Origin of the sequence: Granulimonas faecalis, assembly GCF_022834715.1 — a bacterium.
Lineage (GTDB): Bacteria > Actinomycetota > Coriobacteriia > Coriobacteriales > Atopobiaceae > Granulimonas > Granulimonas faecalis.
The window spans coordinates 1,132,056-1,154,504 of record NZ_BQKC01000001.1; the positions used below are offsets into that span (position 1 = coordinate 1,132,056).

Here is a 22,449-nt window from a genome sequence, read left to right on the forward strand (position 1 = left end):
TTTGAAACGCGCACGGGTCGGCCCGCAGCCTTTCAAAATGGCTGCGGGCCGATTTTCTATGGCTCGAGCGACAGGTCGTTCACGGCTGCGGCCGCGTGGCCGAACCAGCGGTCGGTGACCTTCTCATTGGTGAACGTGCACTCCAAGCCGGAAGTGTCGGGCACCGTCCCATATGAGAGCGTCAAACGACGGCCCTCGCGTTCCCAGGGCCCCTTTCCCGCAGCCTCGACCAGCCGATAGCGAGACACCGGCACCTCTTCAACGACGATTGCGTCGATGGACGTGGGATTAAAGGGAGTGAGGTCGAACGTGGCCTGGGCGGCCACCCACCCGTCGCCCGCGTCTGCACGGTCGCCCTCGAACGAGGCCAGCCCGTAGAGGGTTGCAAGGTCCCCCTTGGCGCCGCGCACCGTCACCTTGAAGGGAAACGAGGGCATGCCATGGGCGACCAGCAGGTCTCGCGCCTTGACCCGCTTGACCACCACGAGCTCCTTGGGGGCGGACGCCACCTTTACCTTCACGGCGTTGGACTGCTTCTCAACGTTTTGCTGGGTCCTCGTGACCACGGTGGTGATCGCTCGGTTGACGACCGTTCCCGAGGCGTCGTTTTTAAGCGTGGCAGTGACCTGAAAGGTGAGTCCCAGCACTGCCTTCTGGGTGTCCACGGCCGTCGCGGTGACCCGGCTCCCGCTCACCGCAACCCTCCAGTTGTCGGAGACGTCCTTGTCGCCCTGGAAGACCCTCACTTTTGCCGTGGAGGGGTCGAAGCGGCTGTTGAGGTCGTCGACGAAGCGCACGACCTGGGGCTTGTTGCTCTCTACGACGTAGGGCAGCGCCTGCTCCACCTCGAACGTGACAGTCTGGCCCGGCAGCGCTGTGGCAAAGGCAGGGTCCGGGACCGGCTTGCCCGCCACCGCCGTCACCGACTTCACGGGGTCGTAGACCGGGTCGTCGGCGATGGGCGGGTAGCTTTCGGGATAGATGGAGCGAAACGCGGTGCTGCACTCTTCGCCCTGCCAGCGCAGCTGCGCCCGTCCGCCCTTCATAAAGGCCACGAAGTCGGTACGCGAGCCGTCGTCGCCCGCCCCGTCGACGGGGCGGAAAAGGCCCTTGGACAAATCGTCGCGGGAGAGCCGCGTGTTCTTCCCCACGTACACGTCATTGGCAAATCCCGAGACGAGCTCTATGGTCTCGCGGGAGAAGGGGCCGCCGGTCCACTGGTCGAGGTCGCGCAGCCAGAGGAGGACGCGTCCCTCGAAAGGCCTGCCCGTGTCGCTCAAAGTCACCTCGAGACGGTTGGCTATGGAGATGCCGATGCTCATCTTGGCGGAATCCCACGGCCGCCCCGCCACGGGAACGAGGGACCCGGCCTCCCAGTCGAGCGCGCTGCCCGACACGCCCGGCGTCCTCAGAAACGTCGGCAGTCCGCCGGCCATCTCAGGGCTTTTGTTGCTCCAGGTCACATCCATGGCCAGGGTCACGTCAAGAGAGCGGCCGTCCAAGGCGGTGCCCGCCTTGCGGTAGACGAGCCTGACAGCATCCTTCACGGTTTTGGGCGCGCTCTCAGGAGAATAGGATGTGTCGTCCACGTAATAGCGCACAGCACCGTCGGCCTCCTTTCTCGTCTTGACCGCAGGTGAGCAGCTCACCTCGTCGGGCAGCCTGCCGTCGAAACGGTTGAGGTAGGCCTCGGTCACCGGCACCTCGTTGTACGAGTCCACATAGGCGACCTCGTAGGCCATGGCAATGCCCGGCACAACGAACAGCGCCGCAAAGGCCGCCGTCGCTGCGAGAGCCCCCAGAGAAGCACAGCGCCTCATACGTCCCCCTTTCTAGGTCGCGCGCCAAGGACCGCCGCCGTGGCCAGCGCCGCAAAAGCAAGGAGCGAGGCGCCAACAGACGAAAGGCGGTCACCGGTACGGGCCATAGAGCCCACGCGCTCCTGGCCTGCCACGGCTTCTTCGGCCACCCCCTCCCCGGCCAGCTCGTCGGCGCAAAGAACCACGTCCACGGCTGCCTCGCGCAAGGCCGCGCCGTTGCCAGCCGACTCGTCCACAGACAAGGAGAACCCGATGCCCACCTGCTCGCCAGGCGCCAAAGTGCCAAGCTCCAACGGGCTGGAAACACCCTCGAACACCGCAGGTCCGTCGAACAGGAGCTCGCCGCTTTCCGCCGTGAGCGTGAGGCGCGCCTCCTCGAGCAAGACCTCGGACACGGCGTCTCCCGGCTCCGTCCACAGCGTCACGACAATGGGTGCCTCGCCGCCGTTCTCCAAAGACAGGCCGCCCTCCTGCCTGTCGCCGGGCACGGCACGCTCGAAGGCCTCCGTGAGCTGTGCCACGTCCGCAGCGAATCCCTCCGGGCCCCGGTAGATCGCTTCGGCATCGAGCGCCAGCACCGTACGGGGTCCGGCCAGCGCGCACACCAGAGTGCAGCCCGCAAGCGCGAGCGGTAGCCGCGTCCTCATGGGTCGCTCCTTTTTGCAACGCAGCGCTCCACGGCAACGTCTCCCCAGGGCGACGCAGACCCGAACTCCGGTGACACGTGGTCTCGCTGTATGGCCTCCACCACGGTCGTGAACTCCGCCTTTCTACCGAGAGACGAGCCGTCTTTCCACGGGTCGTAAAGGTCCTCGGTCCACGTGACCGCCTCGCCCTCCTCGAGCGGCCGCTCAAGGTAGGCGTTGCCGTCGGCCGATACGACGAACCCTTCGGGAACGGCTGCAGGCTCCAAGACCGCGTCCTTTCTTCCGCCGAGGCTCGCCACGGTGCGGACGCGCACCCAGCACGGCGCCCCCTCGTTTCGGATGTCCACGGCATGGGGCACGGCGGACTCGGCGACAATGCCAGTCCCCTCCTCAATGCGGTGGTCGTCGAGGCCGATGTCCACGGTATCGGTGGCCAGATGTGCCATGGCACGCCACAGCGACTGGCTCGACCCCAAGCCGACGGGTGCCTGAGCGACAAGGGCCGCCATGGCCAGCACTCCGAGACCCAGCGCAGGACGCCTTCCAAGCGTTTTCATGACTCCTCCTCTCCTCTCAGAGCGGCGAATGCCGCCTGGGCGTTTGGGAACCCACTCGATTGGACGCTCTCTACGTAGACGAGCACCTGAAGGTCGCGGGGCGCAGACGGGGCGTCGAGGTACAAGCCGCTCAACAGGGGCGGACTCACCTCGCCCGGGGCGATCGGGGCCCGGCATGTGCGGTAGCCGTCCGCGTCCGGTGCGCCCCAGCCGGAAGTGCCCCATGAGAACGAGCAGTCGACCTGCGAGGTGGACGGCACGGCCAAGGCACGCACATAGCAGGGCACATTCCCGGTGTTTCTCACCCGGACGTTCTTCTTGACCCATCCGTCGCGCTTGGGGTTGGGGTCGAAGTCCTCGACGATCTCCACCTTCTCCTCGCCCACGGAGAGGACATTGGGCACCTCCTGCGTTCGAGCGTTCAGAAAGGCCAGCGCAGGAGGTGCGGCAGTGCCCAGAAGCACCGCCAAACCCCAGGCCGCGGCCACCTTGCCGGCAGGACGCGCACGCCTTTTCGCCCCGCAGCTCATGGCTCGACCGGATCCTCGGGGGCGTCGAGACCCTGGAGGGCCCCCCATGCCTCGGACGGCGACGAGAAGCCATGGGCCTGCACGCCGAAGCCCTTGACGTCGATGGAACAAGTGCCCGAGACGGACCCCTCCAACACGTCGGCCATGGTCACCTGGGTGAAGACGGGCGGCGTCTGGGCCCCTACGGCAACGGCGTCTTTAGCGAGGTAGGTGTGCACAGCGGCCGAGCCGTCCTCCGTGAGGAAAGCCGTTCCGTACTCCTCCCAGCCCTCGCCCAGCTCCCAGGAGAAGAGCTCGGCCGGGGCAGGGTCGCGCCTCCTGCCGTCCTCCCCCACCAGCGAGACCTCGTGCACCGGCACGCTCACCTGCGCCATGCACCACGAGTCGACACCCGCCTTGTTGGCCACGCGCGGGTCCTTGGCTACCACCTGCCCTGGGGCGAGGTTCTGGGCCGCATCGGGGACCCCGTCTCCGTCGCCGTCCTCAAGGTTCCACGCAGGCTCCTCCACGGCCACGTCGAGCCTCTCCGCAACGGAGACCACGTTGGTGACCGAGTCGGTGTCTGAGAAGAACGCCACCGCGCCCCCGACCACGACCGTTGCCGCCATCGATGCCGCGGCCACAGCCACCACAGCCTTCTTGGCCATCCTCTTGCGCCTCAACTTCCACAACGCCTGACTCCTTTTCATGACCCCTCCTTTTCTCCTAGCCCACAACGGGGCGTTTACCTCGACGTCTTTTGGGACGCCTTGGAATTGCGGCGCCCGGGAGCAAGCACAGGGCAGCGTCCAGGACAACCAGCGCGCAGACGGCCTGGGCCCGATGCTCTGCAAGCGCGCACAAAGCCGCGCCTGCCGCAGGGACGCTCAACACCAGACGGCCGACAAGCGCCTCGGCGCGAACCGTCCCGGGGTCGGGCTCGTCGTTTCGGTCACCTTTGCAGACAAGCGAGCCGTCGCCGGACACGGACACGACGCGATGGACCACCACCGTCCCCGCCCTCTCGTAGGCGACGACCTCGCCCTCTACAGGCGCCCTGCCCCCGACAGGGGCACAGACTGCCAGGGACCCCACGGAAACGGAAGGCTCCATGGAGCCCGTGGCTATGGCATAGGCGCCCCACCCCAGCGCCTCGGCGCCCAAGGACACAAACACGACAGCGACCAAGACGACGATCTGGGCATTGATGATGAGAGAGCGAAACCTGCCCATGGGCACCTCCGAACCTGGGAACCGAAGCGGGCGCCGACCCTGGGATCGGCTGGGCCGGCAGTGGCGAAGCCGGGTTGCTAAAGAGAGGCAGCAATCGCGAGACAGCGGCGGCACAGAGCAAGAAGGCATGAATGTCTATCCTGCGTATATAAGGAAGTGATTTGTAAACGACAGCTATGCGATGTGGCAAACGGTTATCGCCACAAATACGCCGTTATCTAACAGGTGTTATAGAGCCTGTGGAAGAGGATTGCCGGTAACTCCCCTCGTTTCCATGGCCCTCATTATGCACAGCATCTGAGCACAATGTGCAGCAGGACCTCAAAATCCGCCCTTGAGCGGTGCGTATACATTTTCTCCATAAATATGCCTAAGCACAGAAAAAGGCCTCCCTTCCCAAAGGAAAGGAGGCCTTGCGCAAGCGGTGGGACGGGCCTGTCAGCGGCGTCTGCCCCTCTTTTGCTGGGGCATCTGGGCCATCTGCCCCATCATGCGCTTCATGGCCTTGGGGCTCATGTCGCCCGAGCTCGCCATGGCGCGGATGCGCCCCATCATGCGGTTCATCTCTCCCCACTGCTTGAGGAGGGCGTTGACCTCCTGCACGGTGCGGCCCGATCCCTTGGCGATGCGCGAGCGCCGCATTCCGTTGATGATCTTGGGGCAGGCGCGCTCCTCGGGCGTCATGGAGCGGATCATGGCCTCGATGCGGGTGAGCGAGCTGTCGTCCACGGCGTCGCCGCCCATCTGGCCGAGCATCCGCTCGCCGCCGGGCAGCATGGAAATGATCTTCTGGACTCCGCCCATCTTCCGGATGGACTGCAGCTGGTGGAGCATGTCGTCCATGGTGAGGCCTTCGCGCAGCATCTTCTCGGCGCGAGCAACCTGCTCCTCGTCGGCGGCCTGCTGGGCGGCGTCGATGATGCCGTAGAGGTCGCCCATACCGAGGATGCGCTTGGCCATGCGGTCGGGATGGAAGACCTCGAGGGAGTCGGGCTTCTCACCCATGGAGACGAACTTGATGGGCTTGCCCGTGACCTGCCGCACCGAGAGCGCACCGCCGCCGCGGGCGTCGCCGTCGAGCTTGGACATGATGACGCCGTCGAAGTCCGTGCGCTCGGCGAACTCGGAGACGACGTTGACGATGTCCTGGCCGGTCATGGCGTCGACCACCATGAGCACCTGGTCCGGGCGGACGGCTGCCTTGATGTCCACGGCCTCCTGCATCATGGCCTCGTCGATCTGGAGACGTCCGGCGGTGTCGACGATGACGACGTCGCGCAGCGTGTCCACGGCCTCCTGGACGGCGCCGCGGGCGATGTCCACGGGGTGCGCGCCGTCGCCGCGGTACACGGGCACGCCGAGCTCGCCGCCGAGGGTGGCGAGCTGGTCGGCGGCCGCGGGGCGATAGACGTCGCAGGCCGCGAGCAGCGGGCTCTTGCCCTGCCTCTTGAGCAGGTGGGCGAGCTTGGCGGCCGCCGTGGTCTTGCCGGAGCCCTGGAGGCCCACGAGCATGATCACGTTCGGGATGCGGTTCTGGGCGAGTACGAGCTTGGACTCCGTGGAGCCGAGGAGCTCGGTGAGCTCGTCGAGCACGATCTTGACGACGTTCTGGGAGGGCGTGAGCGAGTCGAGCACCTCGCTCGTCATGCAGCGCTCCTTGCAGGCGGCCACGAAACGCTTGACGACCTTGAAGTTGACGTCGGCCTCGAGGAGGGCGAGGCGGATCTCGCGCATGGCGACGTTGATGTCATCCTCCGTGAGGCGCCCCTTGCCGCGGAGCTTGTCGAAGGTGTCCTGGAGTCGGTCGGACAGGCTGTTGAACATGGGACCCCTATTCCTCGCCCACCAGGGCGCGACAGAAGGCCTGGGCGTCGAAGCGCTGGAAGTCCTCGATGGACTCGCCCACGCCGATGCGCAGGATCGGGAGCTGCAGGGTGTGGCTGATGGCGACCGCGATGCCGCCCTTGGCGGTGCCGTCGAGCTTGGTGACGATGACGCCGTCGAGGTCGAGGGCGTCATCGAACTCCTTGGCCTGGGACAGGCCGTTCTGACCCGTGGTGGCGTCGATGACGAGCACGACGGAGACGGGCATCGGGGAGCGCCTGCGCGTGACCGAGACCACCTTGGCGAGCTCGCGCATGAGGTCGCTGGAGGTGTGGAGGCGCCCGGCCGTGTCGATGAGCACGAGCTCGGAGCCGTCGCGCTCGGCCGCCTCGAGGACGTCGTAGCACACGGAGGCCGGGTCGGCGCCGCGGTCGCGGGTGACCAGGCGCACGCCGGCGCGCTCGGCCCAGACGTCGAGCTGCTCGATGGCCGCGGCGCGGAATGTGTCCGCCCCGCCGATGACCACGGGGATGGAGCGCTCGCGGGCGTCGTTGGCGAGCTTGCCCACCGTGGTGGTCTTGCCGGCGCCGTTGATGCCCACGAAGAGCACGCAGCTGGGCAGGTCGTCGAACGGGTCGCGCCCCACGGGGCAGAACTCCGCGGCGAGGCGCTCGGAGAGGGCGCGCCTCAGCTGGCGGTCGGTCCGGAGGTTCTCGCGGGCGGCCTGCTCGCGGAGGTCGTCGGTGACGTTCATGGCCACCTCGGCACCGAGGTCGCCCATGACGAGGGTGTCCTCGAGGTCCTCCCAGAAGTCCTCGTCGACCTCGCCGCCGAAGTAGAAGATCTCGTTGAGGGCCTCGCGGGAGCGGCTCAGCCCCTTCTTGAGCCTGTCGGCGAATCCCATCAGGCATCCACCACCCTTCCTGTCTGTTGGTCGAGCCTCTGGGAGACGACGCTGCTCACCCCGTCGGCCTGCATGGAGACCCCGTACAAGACGTCCGCCTGCTCCATCGTACGCCGTTGGTGCGAGATGACGATGAGCTGGGTGGTCTCCTTCAGATGCTCGATGGCGCCGAGGAGCTTGTCGAGGTTGGAGTCGTCGAGGGCGGCCTCCACCTCGTCGAAGACGTAGAACGGCACCGTCCGGGTCTTGTAGACGGCGAAGAGCAGGGCGAGGGCCGTCAGCGACTTCTCGCCGCCGCTCATGAGCGCCAGCTTGGGTATGCGCTTGCCCTTGGGCTGGGCGGCGATCTCGATGCCGGTCTCGGCCGGGTGGTCGGGGTCGTCCATGACGAGGGTGGCGCTGCCCCCGGGGAAGAGCATGGAGAAGATCTCCTGGAAGTTGGCGTTCACCGTCCCGTAGGTCTCCACGAACGCGCGGCGCATCTTGCGGTCGATGGCGGCGTTGATCTTGTCGATGGCACCCTTGGCGTGCTCGAGGTCGGCGAGCTGGGACGCGATGAAGTCGGCGCGCTCCTTGAGCTCGGTGTACTCCTCCATGGCCACCTGGTTGACGGGACCGAGGTTCCTGATGGAGGCGACGAGCGAGGCGAGCTCCGCCTCGCTCGCGGCGCGATCCTCGGGCGCCGGGAGCTCGAGGGCCTCCTCGAGGGGGACGGCGGAGCACTCGCGCACGGCGTTCACGGCGTTCTCCACCTGCACCTCGAGGCGACCGGCCTCGACGTCGAGCTCGGCCTGGCGGGCCTTGGCGCCGTCGAGCGCCGCGGAGGCCTCCTCGGAGGCGGCCTTTGCGTCGCCGATGGTCTTCTTGAGCGACTCGCTGTCAGCCTCGGCGAGGGAGGCGCGGTCGCGCAGGCGGCCCGCCCAGGCGCGGGCGGCCTCGAGGATGCCCTCGTAGCGCTCGTGGAGCGGGTCGATGCGCAAGCGCAGCACCTCGAGGGAGCGCGTGCCCTCCACGGCGCTCTGACGGCGCGCCGCCAGCGACTCCATGGACCTCTCGAGGGAGTCGACGCGCTCGGTGAGGTGGCGGCGGCGCTCGGTGAGGGTGGCGAGCTCCACCGCCGAGGAGCTCGCAGCCTCCTTGGCCTCGGAGGCCTCCGAGGCGGCCCGCTCGCGGTCCTTGGCGCAGGCCTCCACGGCGGCGGTGGCTTCCTCGATGGCCGCGGCGCTCCGGGCGACGGTGGCCTCGAGCTCCTTCAGGCGGGGCGCCTCGGCGCGTGCCTTCTCCCCCGCCTTCTCGCGGCGCGCGGCCACGGAGGCGCGCTCCGCCTCGGAACGGGAGAGCTGGGCCTCGAGGCGCGAGGCCTCGCGGGTGAGGGAGTCGGACTCGGAGCGGAGCGACGAGGCGCGGTCGCGGGCCTCGTCCTGCGCCCGGCGGGCGGCGTCGAGGGCGGCCTTGGCCTCCTGGGCGCTCGCCCGGGCCGCGGACACGGCCTCCTCGAGGCCGCCCATGGCCGCCTCGAGGGAGCGGATCTCGTCGTTTCGCTCGATGACGCCGGAGCCGGACGGGTCGGCGAGGCCCACCGTGACGCGGCCCTCGCGGTCGACCACCACGAGGTCCCGGGTGCAGAAGACGCACTGCGGCCAGGCGCCGTGGGCCTCCACGGCCTCCCGGGCGCCGGACACCACGCGCACGGGCGCGAGGAGGGCGAGCTCGGCCGCCGGGCAGTCGGGGTCGGCCTCCCGCAGGAGCGCGACGAGGGACTCCCCGGGGGCGCCCGGCACCGGGTCGGGCACCGCGGGGTCGAGCGGCACGAGGGTCACGGCGCCGGTCCCGGCCGTGGCCGCGGCGGTCTCGGCCACGGCGGCGATGTCGCCGGAGGGGGCCACCACGAGCGCCTCCATGGCGTCGGACAGCAGGCACTCCACGAGCGGCGCGAGGTCGCCCGGGGCCGCGAGGCGGGCGGAGAGCGTGCCCTCGGCGAGGGAGCCGCCCGCCCGCTCGGCAACGCCGCGCGACCGCGGGTTGCCCTTGGCGGAGGCGGCGACCTTGCGCAGCGCCTCCAGGCGCGCCCTGCGCTCCGTGAGACGGGAGCGGGCGGAGTCCTCGGCCTTGCGGCACTCGCCGAGGGCCTTGGACGCCCTCGAGATGGCGGAAGCCGCGGCGTCGAGGTCGCGGCGCGCCGCGTCGGCGGCCTTCTGGGTCTCGGCAGCCTTGGCCCGGGCTGCGGCGAGGGCGGCGCGGCCGGCCTCGACGTCCTCGTCGAGCTGGTCTAGGCGCGTCTGGAACAGACCGTCCTCCACCTCGGCATTGGCGAGACGCTCCTTGATCCGGGCTCGCTCGAGCACGGCAGAGTCGTTCTCGCGCTGGGCTGAGCGCAGGGCGAGCTGGGCGTCGGCGGCGCGCTCCTCGGCCACCGCGAGCGTGCGGGCGCACCCGTCGGCGCGCTCCTGGAGCACGGTGCTCTCGGAGGAGACCACGCGCTGCCGAGCGGCGACGCCGTCGAGCTCCGCGGCGGCGGCGTCGAGCTCGGCCCGGGCCGACGATGCCTGGTGGTCGATGGATGAGAGGGCCATGCGGGTGTCCGAGAGCTTGGCCACCATGTTGCGGCCCTTCTCCTCGAGGAGACGCATGTCGCTCTCGATGCGGCCGAGCTGGTCCTGCACCCGGCGGCGCTGCTCGCCAAGGTCGCCCACGAACAGGCCCTTCTGCTCGAGGAGGCTCTGGAGCTTCTCGAGCTCGGCCGAGCGCTCGCCGGCGCGGTAGCGGCAGATCTCGACGTCGGCCTCGGCCTCGCGACGGCGGGCGGCCACGGCGTCCCAGCGCTCCTTGAGCTGCCGGAGGTCGTCCACGGCCAGCTGGGTCTCGAGGGTCTGGCGGCGCCCGTCGAGATCGGCGAAGCGCTGCGCCTTGTCCACCTGGCGCTCGAGGGGCTTCAGGCGGCGGCGGATCTCGCGGTCGATGTCCCGGGCACGACGCACGTTCTCCTCCATGGCCTTGAGCCTGCGCATGGAGCGCTCCTTGCGACGCCGGTGCTTGGAGATGCCGGCGGCCTCCTCGATGAGGGAGCGGCGTTCCTCGGGGCGGCTGGAGAGGATGGCGTCGAGCTTGCCCTGGCTGATGATGGAGTGGGTGTCCTTGCCCAGGCCGGAGTCGTGGAGGATGTCCTGGATGTCGCGCAGGCGGGCCGGGGCCGCGTTGACGAGGTACTCGCTCTCACCCGAGCGATACATGCGCCGAGTGACGGCGACCTCGTCGAAGTCCACCGGGAGGCGGTGGTCGGAGTTGTCGAGCACGAGCGTGACCTCGGCCACGCTCACGGGCCCGCGGGCGGAGGAACCCGAGAAGATGACGTCCTCCATGGCCTGGCCGCGGAGCTGCTTGGCACTCTGCTCTCCGAGGACCCAGAGGATGGCGTCGCTCACGTTGGACTTGCCGCTGCCGTTGGGACCCACCACGACGGTGAGGCCCGGGTCGAAGACCATGTGGGTGCGGTCGGCGAAGGACTTGAAGCCCTTGAGCGTGAGCGATCTCAGGTACACGGCTACGACTGCCCGTCTACGTCGGAGGCCAGCACCGACGAGTGCACCTGGCCCTCGCCGGTGCCGTCGGTGAGCCTCAGGATTGCGTGGTGTGCGGCCTCGGCCTCGGCCGCCTTCTTGGTGGGGCCCTTGCCACGGCCCACGCGGACGCCCTGGACGATGGCAACGGCGGTGTAGGTGGGGGCGTGGGCCGGGCCCTCCTCGGCCACGACCTTGTACTCGGGCCCGCAGTGCAGGTCGCGCTGGGTGAGTTCCTGGAGCCGCGACTTGGGGCTCACGGGGCGGAGCGCCTTGTGGGAGTCCACGTGGGGGCCCAGCGTGTCGAGGACGAAGCGGCGCGCCTCGCCGAGCCCGGCATCGAGGTAGAGGGCGCCGACGAGCGACTCGTAGACGTTCTCGAGGGCGGAGTGCATACCCCGGAGCTGGGTCTTCTCCTCGGACGCGCCGAAGACGATACACTCCCCCACGCCGAGGTCGGCGGCCACCCGGGACAGGGTGTCGCCCGACACGAGCGTCACCTTGAGGCGGGAGAGCTCGCCCTCGTCCATGCCCGGGAAGCGGCGGAAGAGGTCGAGGGCCACGATGGCCCCGAGGATGGAGTCGCCCAGGAACTCGAGGCGCTCGTAGGAGTCCGACACCGGGCCGCCCTCCACGGCGGAGGGGTGGCAGAGCGCCGACTCCACGAGCCGGCGGTCGGCGAACCGGTGGCCCAGTATCCGCTCGGCTTGGGCGACCTTGCTGGGGGGAACCTCGACCATGGTGCGGCTCAGAGGTTCTGGGAGAGCAGGTCGACGGCGTCGCCGATGCTCTTGATGGAGGTGAGCCGGTCGTCGTCGATGGCGGTGTCGAAGTCCTCCTCGAGGGCGGTCACCAGCTCGATGAGGTCGATGGAGTCGGCGGAGAGCGACTCGAAGGTGGTCTCGGGGGTGAGGTCCTCGGCGTCGACGTTCATGGTCTCGGCCACGGTCTCGGCGACCTTGTCGAAGAGCTCGTTGCGGTCCATAGCTTCCATGCCTTTCCGGTCGCGCGCCCGCGCGGGCGCAGGTCTCTGACAGTGTAGTGGAGCGGGGCTCACGCGTCCGCCCGCAGGCTCGCCGCGATGCGACCGCACAGGTCCTCCCGGACCGTGCGCAGGGCGGCGAGGGTGCCGTTCATGACGGCCTCGGGGCTCGTGTGGCCGTGGCCCACGAGGACGGGGGCCTTGAGCCCGAGGAGGCAGGCGCCGCCGTGGACGTCGCCCGAGAGGTCGGCGGCGATGGCGGAGAAGGCGGGCTTCACGAGGAGGGCACCCAGCGCGGAGCGGGGCGAGGACGCCGCGGCCGCCTTGAGCCGGGCCGCCATGAACTTGGCCGTGCCCTCCATGGCCTTGAGCGCGATGTTGCCGGCGAAGCCGCAGGAGACGATGACGTCGTGGGACCCCAGCAGGATGTCGGAGCCCTCGCAGTTGCCGGCGAAGTCGACGAGCCCGGCGTCGGCGGCCTCCTCGAGGGCCCCGTGGAACGCGAGGGCCTGGGAGCTGCCCTTGGTCTCCTCGGTGCCGTTGGAGAGCAGCGCCACCGTCGGGTGCCCCGCCCCGGCCTCCACCTCGGCGAGGACGGCGCCCATCTGCGCGAACTGCACGACCATCTCGGGGCGGCAGTCGGCGTTGGCGCCGAGGTCGCAGAAGACGGTCTGATGGCCGTCGAGGCCCGGGAGCACCGCGGCGAGCGCCGGGCGCGACACGCCCTTGACCCTGCCCACGGTGACGGTGGCGGCGGCGAGCACGGCGCCCGTGGACCCTGCGGAGAAGAAGGCCTGGGCGTCGCCCTCGCGGACGGCGCGGCAGCCCCGCACGATGGAGGAGTCGCGCTTGGCGCGCACGGCCGTGGCAGGGTGCTCGCCCATGGCGATGACCTCGGTGGTGACGAGCGGGACGGCGCGGCCGCGGGAGGCGCAGAAGGGTTCCACGACCGAGGCGTCGCCGGCCACCAGCACGGTGAGGTCGCGGTCGGCCCCGAGGGCGAGGTCGATGCCGGAGAGCACGACGTCCGGGGTGAGGTCGCCGCCCATGGCGTCTACGCAGACAGTGTTCATTGGCACTCCTTGAGGGTCCGCGGGGCCATCGGCCCCGCCCGCCTGTCAATACTACCCGTGATGGGCGCCCGTCACGGAAAAGGCCGCCCCGGAAGGCGGCCTCGAACCCAGGATGAGCAGCGGGGGCGACTAGTCGACGGCGATGACCTGACGGTCGCGGTAGTAGCCGCAGTTGGGGCAGACGCGGTGCGGGAGCTTCACGGCACCGCAGTGGGAGCACGTGCAGCGCGCGGGCATCGCGAGCTTGCTGTTGGCCGAACGGCGGGAGTGCGTGGCCCCGCGGCCCTTCTTCTGCTTGGGTACTGCCATGATGAACCTCTTCCGATCTGTCTATCGCTCCACCGGGGTGGGCAACGTCCACAAACACACAGCTGATAATACTAGCACGGGAGCGGGGGTTGTAAACACCCGCGGCGGCCGGGGCCTCCCATGCACGGTATGTTCACGTATCCCCTAGGACTCGTCGCCCTCGGCGGCGTCCATGGCCTCGGCCCAGGCCTCCGCGGCCGCCTCGTCGGCTGCGTCCTGGGCGGCGCGCTCCTCCACCTCGCCCTCGGCGACGTCTCGCTTGAGCTGTGCGAGCACCGAGAAGGGGTTGGTGGGGTCGATGTCGTCCCCGTGGGCCTCGGCGCAGCGGCAGTCGCCCTCGTTGAGGTTGGCGCCGCAGTCCGGGCAGAGGCCCTTGCAGTCCTCGCGGCAGAGCACCACGAACGGGGTCTCCATGATGACGGCGGCGTTGACGGGCCCGGCGAGGTCGACGGTGCCGTTCTCCCGGTCCACCAGCGAGAAGTCGACGTCGTCCTCGTCGTCGGACTGCTCGGAGGCGTCCGGCAGCTCGAAGAGGAAGTACTCGTCGACCTCGGAGGCGATGGAGATGCGCGCCTCGTCGAGGCAGCGGTCGCACGTTCCGAGGACGTCGGCCTTCACGATGCCCGTGGCGAGGATGCCGTCGCCGGTGTTGGTGAGCACGATGTCGTAGTCGATGCCGTCGGGCACCGAGAAGTCGTGGTCGCCGAGGCCGTAGCCGTGGACGTCCACGTGGCCGGAGACCGGCCAGGTGTCGCCGGGCAGCGCGAGGTGGTCGTCGATGTGGACGATGATGGGCTTGATGTCCATGGACGCCGCTCCCCTACCAGTTCTGCTGGCCCGAGCGGCCGCCGGCCTTGTCGGTGAGCGTCTGGCGGCAGCGGGTCACCTGGACGACGATGGACTTGAGGTTGTCCTCGAGGTGCTCGAGGATCTCCTCGACGTACTCCTCGGCGTTGTAGCGGGTGTCGCGCTCGTACTGCTGCGCGGCGTCGCGGATGTCGTCCGCCTTCTGCTGGGCGAGGCGCACGACCTCCTGGTCGCCCGCGAGGATCATGGCCTGCTGCTGGGCATCGGCGATGATGGAGTCGGCCTGCTGCTGCGCGTGGGCGAGGATCTCGTCCTGCTCCTTGAGGATGCGCCGCGCGGTGGCGAACTCCTCGGGGAAGGTGTCCTTGATGTCGTCGATGATCTGGTAGATCTCCTCGCTGTCGACGATCTTCTTCTGGCCGCCTCCACCGAAGGTGGGCTTGGCCTGGCTCACGATGTCCTCGAGCTCCGCCACGAGGTTCTCGAGCTCCTCACCCGGCTGCATATGGGCTCCTTTCAAGGTGATGGCACGAGCATCGCCTTCGGGCGACGCTGGGACGACGCATACTCGTTAATCCTAACACGGGCCGCACGCAGTGCCCGCAATTCAGAGAATCCCGACGTCCCCGCCCGAAAAGCGCCGTTTGAGGCGCCGCTCCACGCACGGCGGCACGAGCAGGGAGACGTCGCCGCCGAGGGCCGCGATCTCGCGCACGATGGAGCTCGACACGTAGCCGTACTCAGGGTTGCTCATGACGTAGATCGACTCGAGGTCGGGGCTCATGCGCACGTTGAGGTCGGCCTGGGCGAGCTCGTACTCGAAGTCTGTGGTGGCCCGGAGGCCCTTCACCACGGCCCCGGCGCCGATCCTCCGGCAGAAGTCGACGAGCAGGCCGTCCATGGCCATGACCCGCACGTCGCCGATGCCGAGCTCTCCCACGGCCTCGCGCACCATGGCGACGCGCTCGTCGAGCGTGAAGGCCCGCGCGCTCCCGCGCTTGTCCCGGGAGACGGCCACGGCCACAGTCACCTCCGGGGCGATGCGGGTGGCCCGCCGTATGACGTCGAGATGGCCGTAGGTGACCGGGTCGAACGTGCCTGGCACCACCACGTGGTCTATGGGACCGGCCTCATCGGGCATCGGGGCCCTCCTCTCCCGTGCGGCTCTCCAGCAGTGTCACGACGCTCCCGCCGTGGGGGCGTTCCCTGAGGGGCTCGAGGCCGTCGGCCTCGAGCGGCGCGGCGTCGGCGGCCCGCTCGTGGACCACGAGGCACCCCGGGGCCAGGAGCCCCCGCCCGCGGAGCGCGTCGAGGAGCGACGCCGAGAGGCCCGGGTCCAGGCGGTAGGGCGGGTCGAGCAGGACGATGTCGAACGGCCGGTCGCCCAGCCGCCCCGCACGGGCGCAGGCGACCGCATCACCAGGCACGCACCTCGCACACCCGTCGGCACCGAGGGACCGCACGTTGCCCCGGGCGCAGGCGAGGGCGCGGCGGTCGCGGTCGACGAGCACGCACCCCTCTGCGCCGCGGCTCACGAGCTCGAGGCCCAGGGCCCCGGAGCCGCAGAAGGCGTCGAGAACCCACGCGCCGCCGAGGTCGAGCCCGCGGGCCGACGCGACCATGGAGGCCACAGCCTCCCGCATGCGGTCGGTCGACGGGCGGGTGCCCGAGCCCTCGGGGGCCTTGAGGGGCCTCCCCCTCCACTGTCCGCCTACGACCCTCATGCCCCTCCCCCGTCCTTGAAGTACAGCGTGAACCGCTCCTCGACCTCGTGGGCCAGGGGGCTGAGCCCCGGGACCGAGAGGTCGGGCGACGCCTCGAGCAGGGCGAGGGCGTCGCCGTGGGCCGCCTCGACGAGGTCGCCGTCCTCGGCGAGGTCCACGAGGGCCAGCGTCGCGGCCCCCGACTGACGGTATCCCAACACGTCGCCCTCATGCCGCAGCCTGAGGTCGAGCTCGGCGAGCTCCAACCCGTCGGCGCTCCGCTCGAGGGCCGCCAGGCGCTTGCGGGCCGGCGTGCCCCTCTTGGACGACGTCTCGAGGAAGACCCTGCCCGCCACGGCGCCGCGCCCCACGCGCCCACGGAGCTGGTGGAGCGTCGCGAGCCCGAAGCGGTCGGCGTCGTAGACGAGCATCGCGCAGGCGTTGGGGACGTCCACGCCGACCTCGATGACGGTGGTGGACACGAGCACGTCCACGGCGCCGTCGCGGAACGCGGCCATGGCGGCGTCCTTCTCGGCGGGCGCCATGCGCCCGTGGATCAGGCCCACGGAGAGGTCGGGGAACACGCTGCGGGAGAGCTCCTCGAAGGCCGCCCGGGCGCTCTTGAGGGTGCGGTCGGAACCCTCGGGCACGTCGTCGAGCTCCGATCCGTCGTCGGCGTCGTCCACGAGGGGGCAGACCACGTAGGCCTGATGCCCGGCGGCGACCTCCTCCCGGATGGCCCCGAAGGCGATGTCGAGCGACTCGGGGGGCACCACCGTCGTGGTGGTGCCGGCCCCCGGGTGCGGCCGCTCGCGGATGGATGAGACGCAGACGTCGCCGTACACGGAGAGGGCGAGCGTGCGAGGGATGGGCGTGGCCGTCATCGTGAGGACGTCGGCCGCCTCGCCCTTGCCCTTGAGGCCCGTGCGCTGGTTGACGCCGAAGCGGTGCTGCTCGTCCACCACGGCGAGGGAGAGGTCGCGGAACCGCACGTCCTCGGAGAGGATCGCCGTGGTGCCGAACAGGACGGCGACCTCCCCGGACGCCACCCCCTCCGTCACCGAGGCGCGCTCGTCGGCCGGCGTGGAGCCCGTGAGCAGGCGCCACGTCACGCCGGCCGCGTCGAGCACGGGGCCCGTCTTCTCGGCGTACTGGCGGGCCAGCACGGAGGTGGGCGCCATGACGGCGCACTGGGTGCCGGAGTCGGCGCAGGCGGCCATGGCCACGGCCGCCACGGCGGTCTTGCCCGTGCCGACGTCGCCGAGGAGCAGACGGTTCATGGGCCGGGGCGACGCCATGTCGGCGAGGATGTCGTCGACGGCCGCCCGCTGCTCGCCGGTGAGGTCGAACGGCAGGGCGTCGAGGAGGGCCGCCACGTGGGGACCGTCGACGGTGTGGGAGAAGCCGGGTCGGCCGGCCCCCTCCAGCGCGTGGCGGGCCCGGAGCACGAGCTGGAGGCAGAGGAGCTCGTCGTAGGCGAGGCGCCGGCGAGCGCGCTCGGCCTCGTCGAGGGAGGACGGGAAGTGCGCGGCGCGCACGGCAGCCCCCCAGCCCATAAGGCCCCGCGCCGCGACGAGGGACGCCGGGAGGAAATCGCAGACGTCGGAGAAGTCGGCCACCGCGCAGCTCGCGATGCGCCGCATCCACGCGGGGGTGAGCCCCTCGCTCACCGGGTGCACCGGCACGACACGCGAGTAGCCGCCCGTCTCGTTGGGGCCCAGCACCTCGTGGAACGGCGAGGCCATCTGCTTGAAGCCGTAGGCGAAGGTCACCTTCCCGGAGAGGGCGACGGTATCGCCTACCGAGAAGGCGTCCTTGAGCCACGGCTGCTTGAAGAACGACGCACGGATGACGCCCGTGTCGTCCACGACGAAGACCTCGACGATGGGCAGCCGGGGCCGGGGGCGCTTGAGCTCGACGCGGTCGATGCGCCCCACGACGGTGGCCTCCTGGCCGACGTCGGCGTGGGCGATGGGGACCACATGGGAGAAGTCGAGGTAGCGGCGGGGCAGGTGGAGGAAGAGGTCGCGCACGGTGCGCACGCCCATGCGCTCGAGGGCGGCGAGACGCTGCCCCGAGACATGACGAAGCCGCGACACGCGGTCGTCCAGCGCGCAGGTGCGCGTCAGACGGCCGGATGTCGCGGGAACGACGATGGTCCCTGGCTCTGCCATGGGCCTCCCTCGGGACTACTCGATGGAGAAGATCACGGGGTAAAGGGGCTGGCCGCCGCGGTGCGGGTCGACCTCGAGGTCGGGCATGGCCTCCTCGATGGCGTCGCAGAGGGCCTGGAAGGCCTCATCGTCGAGCTCGTCGCCGGCGAGGATGGTGAGGGTGTCGCCCTCCTCCTCGGTCTGCATGCGGCGCACGAGGTCGAGGGTGACCTGGTCCACGGACGAGCCCACCACGGTGATGGCGCCGTCCTGGATGCCCATGACGTCGCCCGACCTGATGGGGGAGCCGTCGGCGGCCTGGGAGTCGCGCACGGCACGGGTGACCTCGCCGTCGCGGACGTTGGCCACGGCCTCGGTCATGGCCGCCACGTTGTCGGCCAGCGGGACGTCGGTCTCAAGGACGAACAGGGCAGCGAAGGCCTGGGGCACGGTCTTGGTGGGGACCACGGCGACCTCGCAGGTGTCGCAGGCGTTGGCCGCTGCCTCGGCGGCCATGCGGATGTTGCCGTTGTCCGGCAGCACGATGACGTGCTCGGCGTTGGCGCGCTCGACGGCGTCGAGGATGTCGGCGGTGGACGGGTTCATGGTCTGGCCGCCCGAGACGACGACGTCCACGCCGAGCGACTCGAGGATCTCGGCCTCGCCGTCGCCGGCCGCCACGGCCACGACGCCGAGCTTCTTCCTGGGGGCGCCGGCGGCCTCCCGGTCGGCGGCGATGGCCGCGGTGCGGTCGTGGGCCTCGAGGTCCATGTTGTGGATGAAGACCTCGAAGATCTGACCGTGGCCGAGCATGTGGTGCAGCACGCGGTCGGGCTCGTTGGTGTGCACATGGATCTTGTAGTCGGGGTTGGAGCCCACGAGGAGCTCGCAGTCGCCCATGGTGGCCAGGAAGTCGAGGGCGGCCTTCTGGTCGAAGTCCGAGCTGTCGGCGTGGAAGAGGAACTCGGTGCAGTAGCGGTACTCCGAGCCCTCCCAGTCGTCGTTGAGCTCGATGTGCACGCTGGCGGCCACGGAGCGCTTGGCGTCGGAGCTGTCCACGGTGGTACGGAAGTCCACGGAGGAGTCGGTGCCGAGGCAGGCGTTCACGAAGGCCTCGAAGAACACCGCGAAGCCGAAGGCGCCGGAGTCGACGACGCCGTTCTCCTTAAGGACGGGAAGGAGGTCGGGGGTGCGCGCCACGGACTCGTAGGCCTCGGACACGAGCTCCTTGAGGGCCTCCTCCACGGACATGGAGCGGTCGTGGGCCAGCTCGTCGGCGCGCTCCGAGAGGTCGGAGACGACGGTGAGGATGGTCCCCTCGACGGGCTTGCGGACCGCCTGGAACGCGACCTTGCGGCCGTGGCGCCATGCGGCGGCGAGGTCGGTGACCGTGACGGGGTCTCCCTTGGCATCGACGAGGCCCTCGGCCATGCCGCGCAGGATCTGGCTGGTGATGACGCCGGAGTTGCCGCGGGCGCCCATGAGCGAGCCGTGCGTGATGGCCTTGGCGACGGCCTCCATGGGGGCGTTGGCCGGAAGGGCCTCGACCTCCTTCACCACGGTCTTGAGCGTGAGGCTCATGTTGGTTCCGGTGTCGCCGTCGGGGACGGGGAAGACGTTGAGCTTGTTGATCTCGTCCGCCCTGTCGGCGACCGCCTGGGCGGCGACGGGGAAGCAGTGGCGTATGACGTTCGCAATCATTCTGTGGTAACTCCGGTCTGTCTCTCCGGGGCCGTGCCCCGTGCCTGCCGTCTGGTGCCTGCGGTGCCTAGCGCACCCTCATGTCCTCAATGACCACGTGGACCTCCGCGCCATCGATCTGGGCGACCTGCCCGAGCATGAACCTGACGCTGCTCTCGAGGTTCTGGCTCACGGAGCGCATGTTGACGCCGGCGTCCACCACCACGTGGAGCGTGACGGAGACGGTGTCGCCGTCCATGTCGACGTCGATGCCCTTGGACATCTGGCTCATGGAGAGCAGGGTCTGGAGGTTCTGCTGGTCGTCGGTGTAGGCCATGCCCACCACGCCGTAGCACATCATCGCGGCGTATCCCGCGAGGTCGGCGATGACGTCGTTGGAGACCTGGAGCGTGCCGGGAACCGCTGCGTCAGCCATGTGGTACTCCCATCAGTTAGTGTGCGACAGGGGTCCCTGGGCCCCTAACTCGGTCTGAACGACTATACCCCACGCCCCTGTCGCCCCCCAGTCTCTGCACATCTTCGGTGTGGTTTGATGGAGAGGAGATGGTCCGTTGCACTCGCGCCGCCCTCTGCTATAGTTGACGACGCACCAACCCACGGGGATATAGCTCAGCTGGGAGAGCGCATGACTGGCAGTCATGAGGTCAGGGGTTCGATCCCCCTTATCTCCACCACACGCAACAGGGCGGCGGCCTCGGTCGCCGCCCTTTTTCATGGCCCGACTACCGTTGGGCACCCTTTGTCGACCGGGGCGCCATGCGCAGACCGGCCCCGCCCCTGCGGTGGTTAAGCTGTAGGGCACGGGTATCTACAGGAGCGTAGCCACCGACCGAGCGAAGGAACCCCGAACCCATGTATCTCGAGACCATCGACTCCCCCCGCGACCTCAAGGGCATGGGCGTCGCCGAGCTCGAGGCCCTGGCGGCCGAGATTCGAGACGCCCTCATGGTGCGGGCACGGACCCACGGAGGCCACCTCGGCCCCAACCTGGGCGTCGTCGAGCTCACGGTGGCGCTCCACCGGGTCTTCGACTCCCCCACCGACGCCATCGTGTTCGACGTGTCCCACCAGACCTACGCCCACAAGATGCTCACGGGCCGCAAGGAGGCCTTCCTCGACCCGGCCCACTACGACGACGTCTCGGGCTTCTCCAGCCCCTCCGAGTCGGAGCACGACCCCTTCGTCCTGGGCCACACCTCCACGTCCGTGGGCCTGGCGGCCGGCATCTCGCGCGGTCGGGCCATGGCCGGGATGAAGGGCCACGTGGTCGCCGTCATCGGCGACGGCTCCCTCTCGGGCGGCGAGGCCTTCGAGGGCCTCGACGTCGCCGGGGAGCTCTGCGACGACCTCGTGGTCGTCGTGAACGACAACGACATGTCCATCGCCGAGAACCACGGCTCGCTCTACGAGGAACTCCGCAGGCTCCGCGAGGCGGGCAGCGACGTCGAGCGCAACTTCTTCACGGACCTGGGCTTCTCTTACCGCTACATCGAGGACGGCAACTCCGTCGCCGCGCTCGTCCCGGCCCTCGAGGCGGCGCGCGACGCGTCGGGCCCACAGGTCGTGCACGTCCACACCGAGAAGGGCCACGGCTTTGGCCCCGCGGTGGACGACCCCGAGACCTTCCACAACGTGGGCCCCCTCGAGGGGGGCGCCCACGGGGCCGCGCCCCTCGCCTGGAGCGACGTGACGACGGGGTACCTCAACCGCCGCATGGCGGCAGACCCGTCCACCATGACGGTGGTGGCGGCCACACCCACGGGCCTCGGCTTCACCCCCGCCATGCGTGCCGCGGCGGGGCGCCAGTTCGTCGACGTCGGCATCGCCGAGGCCACGGCGCTCACCTTCTCCGTCGGCCTCGCCTCGGCCGGCATGCGCCCCGTGGTGTGCCTCTACTCCACGTTCCTGGGGCGCGCCTACGACCAGGTGGTCCAGGAGCTCGGCGTCAACCGCGCCCACGCCGTGCTCATGGTCGACCGCGGGTCCGTCTACTCCATGACCGACGCCACGCACCTGGGGCTCGGCGACATCGCCATGCTCGGCGCCATCCCCCACGTCACCTACCTGGCACCGGCCACGGTCCCCGAGTTCGAGGCCATGATGAACTGGGCCCTCGACACGTGCGACGGCCCCGTGGCCGTGAAGGTGCCGGGCGGCGCCCCCGTGAAGAACGCGCTCCCCGACGTCGTCCGCGGCTCCCGCGTGGCGATCGTGGGCGCCGGCACGTTCTACCCCTGCGCCCTCGAGGCCGCGCGCATCGTGCGCGAGCGGTCCGGGATCGAGCCCACCGTACTGAACCCCCGCGTGGTCTCCGACGTCGACGCCGACCTCGCGGCGTTTCTCGCCGAGGGCCATGACGCGGTGATCACGCTGGAGGACGGCTTTGCCGACGGCGGGTTCGGACAGAAGGTCGCCGCCGCCCTCGCCCCGCTGGGCGTCGCCGTGGTCGTGAGGGGCTTCCCCAAGGACGTCCCCGACCGCTACGACCCCGACACCCTCGTGGAGCAGGCGCGCATGACGCCGGAGCTCGTGGCCGAGGACGCCCTGGCCGCCCTCGGGGCCGCCGCGGAGCGCCGGGCGACCCGTTAGGCGCAGCCGGGCGACTTGTCTATGAATGGGAGGGGGCGCCCCGACCGGCTTGAAGACCGGTCGGGGCGCCCCCTCCCCCAT

Annotated in this window: 21 protein-coding genes and 1 tRNA gene; 2 read left to right on the forward strand and 20 right to left on the reverse strand. The window is 69.9% G+C overall.

The genetic code is table 11. The features are described from left to right. Window positions 1-56 precede the first annotated feature (56 nt). From OR600_RS05125 to OR600_RS05215, 20 genes are all read right to left on the reverse strand, one after another. The gene (locus OR600_RS05125; protein WP_135977349.1) at window positions 57-1,820 is read right to left on the reverse strand and encodes an isopeptide-forming domain-containing fimbrial protein; all 1,764 of its coding nucleotides are present in this window, start codon (window positions 1,818-1,820) and stop codon (window positions 57-59) included. After that, a complete protein-coding gene (locus tag OR600_RS05130; protein WP_251163937.1) occupies window positions 1,817-2,467 on the reverse strand; it encodes a COG1361 family protein in 651 nt (216 codons plus the stop codon). Before OR600_RS05130 ends, OR600_RS05125 begins: the two co-directional genes overlap by 4 nt. After that, entirely contained in the window at window positions 2,464-3,024 is a 561-nt protein-coding gene (locus OR600_RS05135; RefSeq protein WP_265590781.1) for a hypothetical protein, read from the reverse strand. Before OR600_RS05135 ends, OR600_RS05130 begins: the two co-directional genes overlap by 4 nt. Further along, window positions 3,021-3,428 (reverse strand): hypothetical protein, encoded by a 408-nt coding sequence (locus OR600_RS05140; protein WP_251163938.1) that lies wholly within the window; start codon window positions 3,426-3,428, stop codon window positions 3,021-3,023. Before OR600_RS05140 ends, OR600_RS05135 begins: the two co-directional genes overlap by 4 nt. Before the next feature lie 122 nt (window positions 3,429-3,550). Then, window positions 3,551-4,243 (reverse strand): TasA family protein, encoded by a 693-nt coding sequence (locus tag OR600_RS05145; protein ID WP_135977345.1) that lies wholly within the window; start codon window positions 4,241-4,243, stop codon window positions 3,551-3,553. Window positions 4,244-4,259: 16 nt separating this feature from the next. Further along, window positions 4,260-4,895, reverse strand: coding sequence for a signal peptidase I (locus tag OR600_RS09965; RefSeq protein WP_135977344.1), 636 nt, complete (start codon window positions 4,893-4,895; stop codon window positions 4,260-4,262). 309 nt (window positions 4,896-5,204) lie between these two features. Beyond that, a complete protein-coding gene (gene ffh / locus OR600_RS05150; RefSeq protein ID WP_135977343.1) occupies window positions 5,205-6,590 on the reverse strand; it encodes a signal recognition particle protein in 1,386 nt (461 codons plus the stop codon). A gap of 7 nt (window positions 6,591-6,597) precedes the next feature. Further along, window positions 6,598-7,494, reverse strand: coding sequence for a signal recognition particle-docking protein FtsY (gene ftsY / locus OR600_RS05155; protein WP_204406304.1), 897 nt, complete (start codon window positions 7,492-7,494; stop codon window positions 6,598-6,600). Continuing rightward, window positions 7,494-11,033, reverse strand: coding sequence for a chromosome segregation protein SMC (smc, locus tag OR600_RS05160; RefSeq protein ID WP_135977341.1), 3,540 nt, complete (start codon window positions 11,031-11,033; stop codon window positions 7,494-7,496). The genes ftsY and smc overlap by 1 nt, the downstream gene beginning before the upstream one ends. A 2-nt stretch (window positions 11,034-11,035) precedes the next feature. Next, window positions 11,036-11,791: a ribonuclease III gene (rnc, locus tag OR600_RS05165; RefSeq protein ID WP_135977340.1), complete on the reverse strand. Its 756-nt coding sequence runs from the start codon at window positions 11,789-11,791 to the stop codon at window positions 11,036-11,038. Window positions 11,792-11,799: 8 nt separating this feature from the next. Next, window positions 11,800-12,036: an acyl carrier protein gene (locus OR600_RS05170; RefSeq protein ID WP_135977339.1), complete on the reverse strand. Its 237-nt coding sequence runs from the start codon at window positions 12,034-12,036 to the stop codon at window positions 11,800-11,802. Window positions 12,037-12,104: 68 nt separating this feature from the next. Next, window positions 12,105-13,106, reverse strand: a complete 1,002-nt coding sequence (gene plsX, locus OR600_RS05175; protein ID WP_135977338.1) for a phosphate acyltransferase PlsX — start codon at window positions 13,104-13,106, stop codon at window positions 12,105-12,107. A 129-nt stretch (window positions 13,107-13,235) separates the two neighbouring features. Next, complete coding sequence (gene rpmF, locus OR600_RS05180) at window positions 13,236-13,415, reverse strand: 50S ribosomal protein L32 (RefSeq protein WP_135977337.1); 180 nt, start codon at window positions 13,413-13,415, stop codon at window positions 13,236-13,238. A 144-nt stretch (window positions 13,416-13,559) separates the two neighbouring features. Then, a complete protein-coding gene (locus OR600_RS05185) occupies window positions 13,560-14,222 on the reverse strand; it encodes a YceD family protein (protein ID WP_265590782.1) in 663 nt (220 codons plus the stop codon). A gap of 13 nt (window positions 14,223-14,235) precedes the next feature. Beyond that, the gene (locus tag OR600_RS05190; protein WP_135977336.1) at window positions 14,236-14,727 is read right to left on the reverse strand and encodes an ATP synthase F0 subunit B; all 492 of its coding nucleotides are present in this window, start codon (window positions 14,725-14,727) and stop codon (window positions 14,236-14,238) included. 102 nt (window positions 14,728-14,829) lie between these two features. Further along, on the reverse strand, window positions 14,830-15,363 hold the full coding sequence (gene coaD / locus OR600_RS05195; RefSeq protein WP_135977335.1) for a pantetheine-phosphate adenylyltransferase: 534 nt from the start codon (window positions 15,361-15,363) through the stop codon (window positions 14,830-14,832). Further along, on the reverse strand, window positions 15,353-15,946 hold the full coding sequence (locus OR600_RS05200) for an RsmD family RNA methyltransferase (RefSeq protein WP_135977334.1): 594 nt from the start codon (window positions 15,944-15,946) through the stop codon (window positions 15,353-15,355). The genes coaD and OR600_RS05200 overlap by 11 nt, the downstream gene beginning before the upstream one ends. Continuing rightward, the gene (recG, locus tag OR600_RS05205) at window positions 15,943-18,099 is read right to left on the reverse strand and encodes an ATP-dependent DNA helicase RecG (protein WP_265590783.1); all 2,157 of its coding nucleotides are present in this window, start codon (window positions 18,097-18,099) and stop codon (window positions 15,943-15,945) included. The genes OR600_RS05200 and recG overlap by 4 nt, the downstream gene beginning before the upstream one ends. A 15-nt stretch (window positions 18,100-18,114) precedes the next feature. Continuing rightward, window positions 18,115-19,779, reverse strand: a complete 1,665-nt coding sequence (gene fakA / locus OR600_RS05210) for a DAK2 domain-containing protein (RefSeq protein ID WP_251163940.1) — start codon at window positions 19,777-19,779, stop codon at window positions 18,115-18,117. 67 nt (window positions 19,780-19,846) lie between these two features. Next, window positions 19,847-20,194: an Asp23/Gls24 family envelope stress response protein gene (locus OR600_RS05215; RefSeq protein WP_251163941.1), complete on the reverse strand. Its 348-nt coding sequence runs from the start codon at window positions 20,192-20,194 to the stop codon at window positions 19,847-19,849. A gap of 183 nt (window positions 20,195-20,377) precedes the next feature. Here OR600_RS05215 and OR600_RS05220 point away from each other — a divergent pair. Together OR600_RS05220 and OR600_RS05225 are read left to right on the forward strand one after the other, a co-directional pair. Then, window positions 20,378-20,453 (forward strand) — tRNA-Ala (locus tag OR600_RS05220). Between the two features lie 178 nt (window positions 20,454-20,631). Continuing rightward, window positions 20,632-22,368 carry a 1-deoxy-D-xylulose-5-phosphate synthase gene (locus OR600_RS05225; protein WP_265590784.1) on the forward strand — a complete coding sequence of 579 codons (1,737 nt, stop codon included), beginning with the start codon at window positions 20,632-20,634 and terminating at the stop codon, window positions 22,366-22,368. Window positions 22,369-22,449: the final 81 nt, after the last annotated feature.

Excerpts from the sequence above, each read along its gene's own strand:
- OR600_RS05125 (WP_135977349.1), bottom strand. The coding sequence starts at position 1,820 with ATGAGGCGCTGTGCTTCTCTGGGGGCTCTCGCAGCGACGGCGGCCTTT.
- OR600_RS05130 (WP_251163937.1), bottom strand. The coding sequence starts at position 2,467 with ATGAGGACGCGGCTACCGCTCGCGCTTGCGGGCTGCACTCTGGTGTGC.
- OR600_RS05135 (WP_265590781.1), bottom strand. The coding sequence starts at position 3,024 with ATGAAAACGCTTGGAAGGCGTCCTGCGCTGGGTCTCGGAGTGCTGGCC.
- OR600_RS05145 (WP_135977345.1), bottom strand. The coding sequence starts at position 4,243 with ATGAAAAGGAGTCAGGCGTTGTGGAAGTTGAGGCGCAAGAGGATGGCC.
- OR600_RS09965 (WP_135977344.1), bottom strand. The coding sequence starts at position 4,895 with ATGCCTTCTTGCTCTGTGCCGCCGCTGTCTCGCGATTGCTGCCTCTCT.
- ffh (WP_135977343.1), bottom strand. The coding sequence starts at position 6,590 with ATGTTCAACAGCCTGTCCGACCGACTCCAGGACACCTTCGACAAGCTC.
- ftsY (WP_204406304.1), bottom strand. The coding sequence starts at position 7,494 with ATGGGATTCGCCGACAGGCTCAAGAAGGGGCTGAGCCGCTCCCGCGAG.
- rnc (WP_135977340.1), bottom strand. The coding sequence starts at position 11,791 with ATGGTCGAGGTTCCCCCCAGCAAGGTCGCCCAAGCCGAGCGGATACTG.
- OR600_RS05170 (WP_135977339.1), bottom strand. The coding sequence starts at position 12,036 with ATGGACCGCAACGAGCTCTTCGACAAGGTCGCCGAGACCGTGGCCGAG.
- plsX (WP_135977338.1), bottom strand. The coding sequence starts at position 13,106 with ATGAACACTGTCTGCGTAGACGCCATGGGCGGCGACCTCACCCCGGAC.
- rpmF (WP_135977337.1), bottom strand. The coding sequence starts at position 13,415 with ATGGCAGTACCCAAGCAGAAGAAGGGCCGCGGGGCCACGCACTCCCGC.
- OR600_RS05185 (WP_265590782.1), bottom strand. The coding sequence starts at position 14,222 with ATGGACATCAAGCCCATCATCGTCCACATCGACGACCACCTCGCGCTG.
- OR600_RS05190 (WP_135977336.1), bottom strand. The coding sequence starts at position 14,727 with ATGCAGCCGGGTGAGGAGCTCGAGAACCTCGTGGCGGAGCTCGAGGAC.
- coaD (WP_135977335.1), bottom strand. The coding sequence starts at position 15,363 with ATGCCCGATGAGGCCGGTCCCATAGACCACGTGGTGGTGCCAGGCACG.
- OR600_RS05200 (WP_135977334.1), bottom strand. The coding sequence starts at position 15,946 with ATGAGGGTCGTAGGCGGACAGTGGAGGGGGAGGCCCCTCAAGGCCCCC.
- recG (WP_265590783.1), bottom strand. The coding sequence starts at position 18,099 with ATGGCAGAGCCAGGGACCATCGTCGTTCCCGCGACATCCGGCCGTCTG.
- fakA (WP_251163940.1), bottom strand. The coding sequence starts at position 19,779 with ATGATTGCGAACGTCATACGCCACTGCTTCCCCGTCGCCGCCCAGGCG.
- OR600_RS05215 (WP_251163941.1), bottom strand. The coding sequence starts at position 20,194 with ATGGCTGACGCAGCGGTTCCCGGCACGCTCCAGGTCTCCAACGACGTC.
- OR600_RS05225 (WP_265590784.1), top strand. The coding sequence starts at position 20,632 with ATGTATCTCGAGACCATCGACTCCCCCCGCGACCTCAAGGGCATGGGC.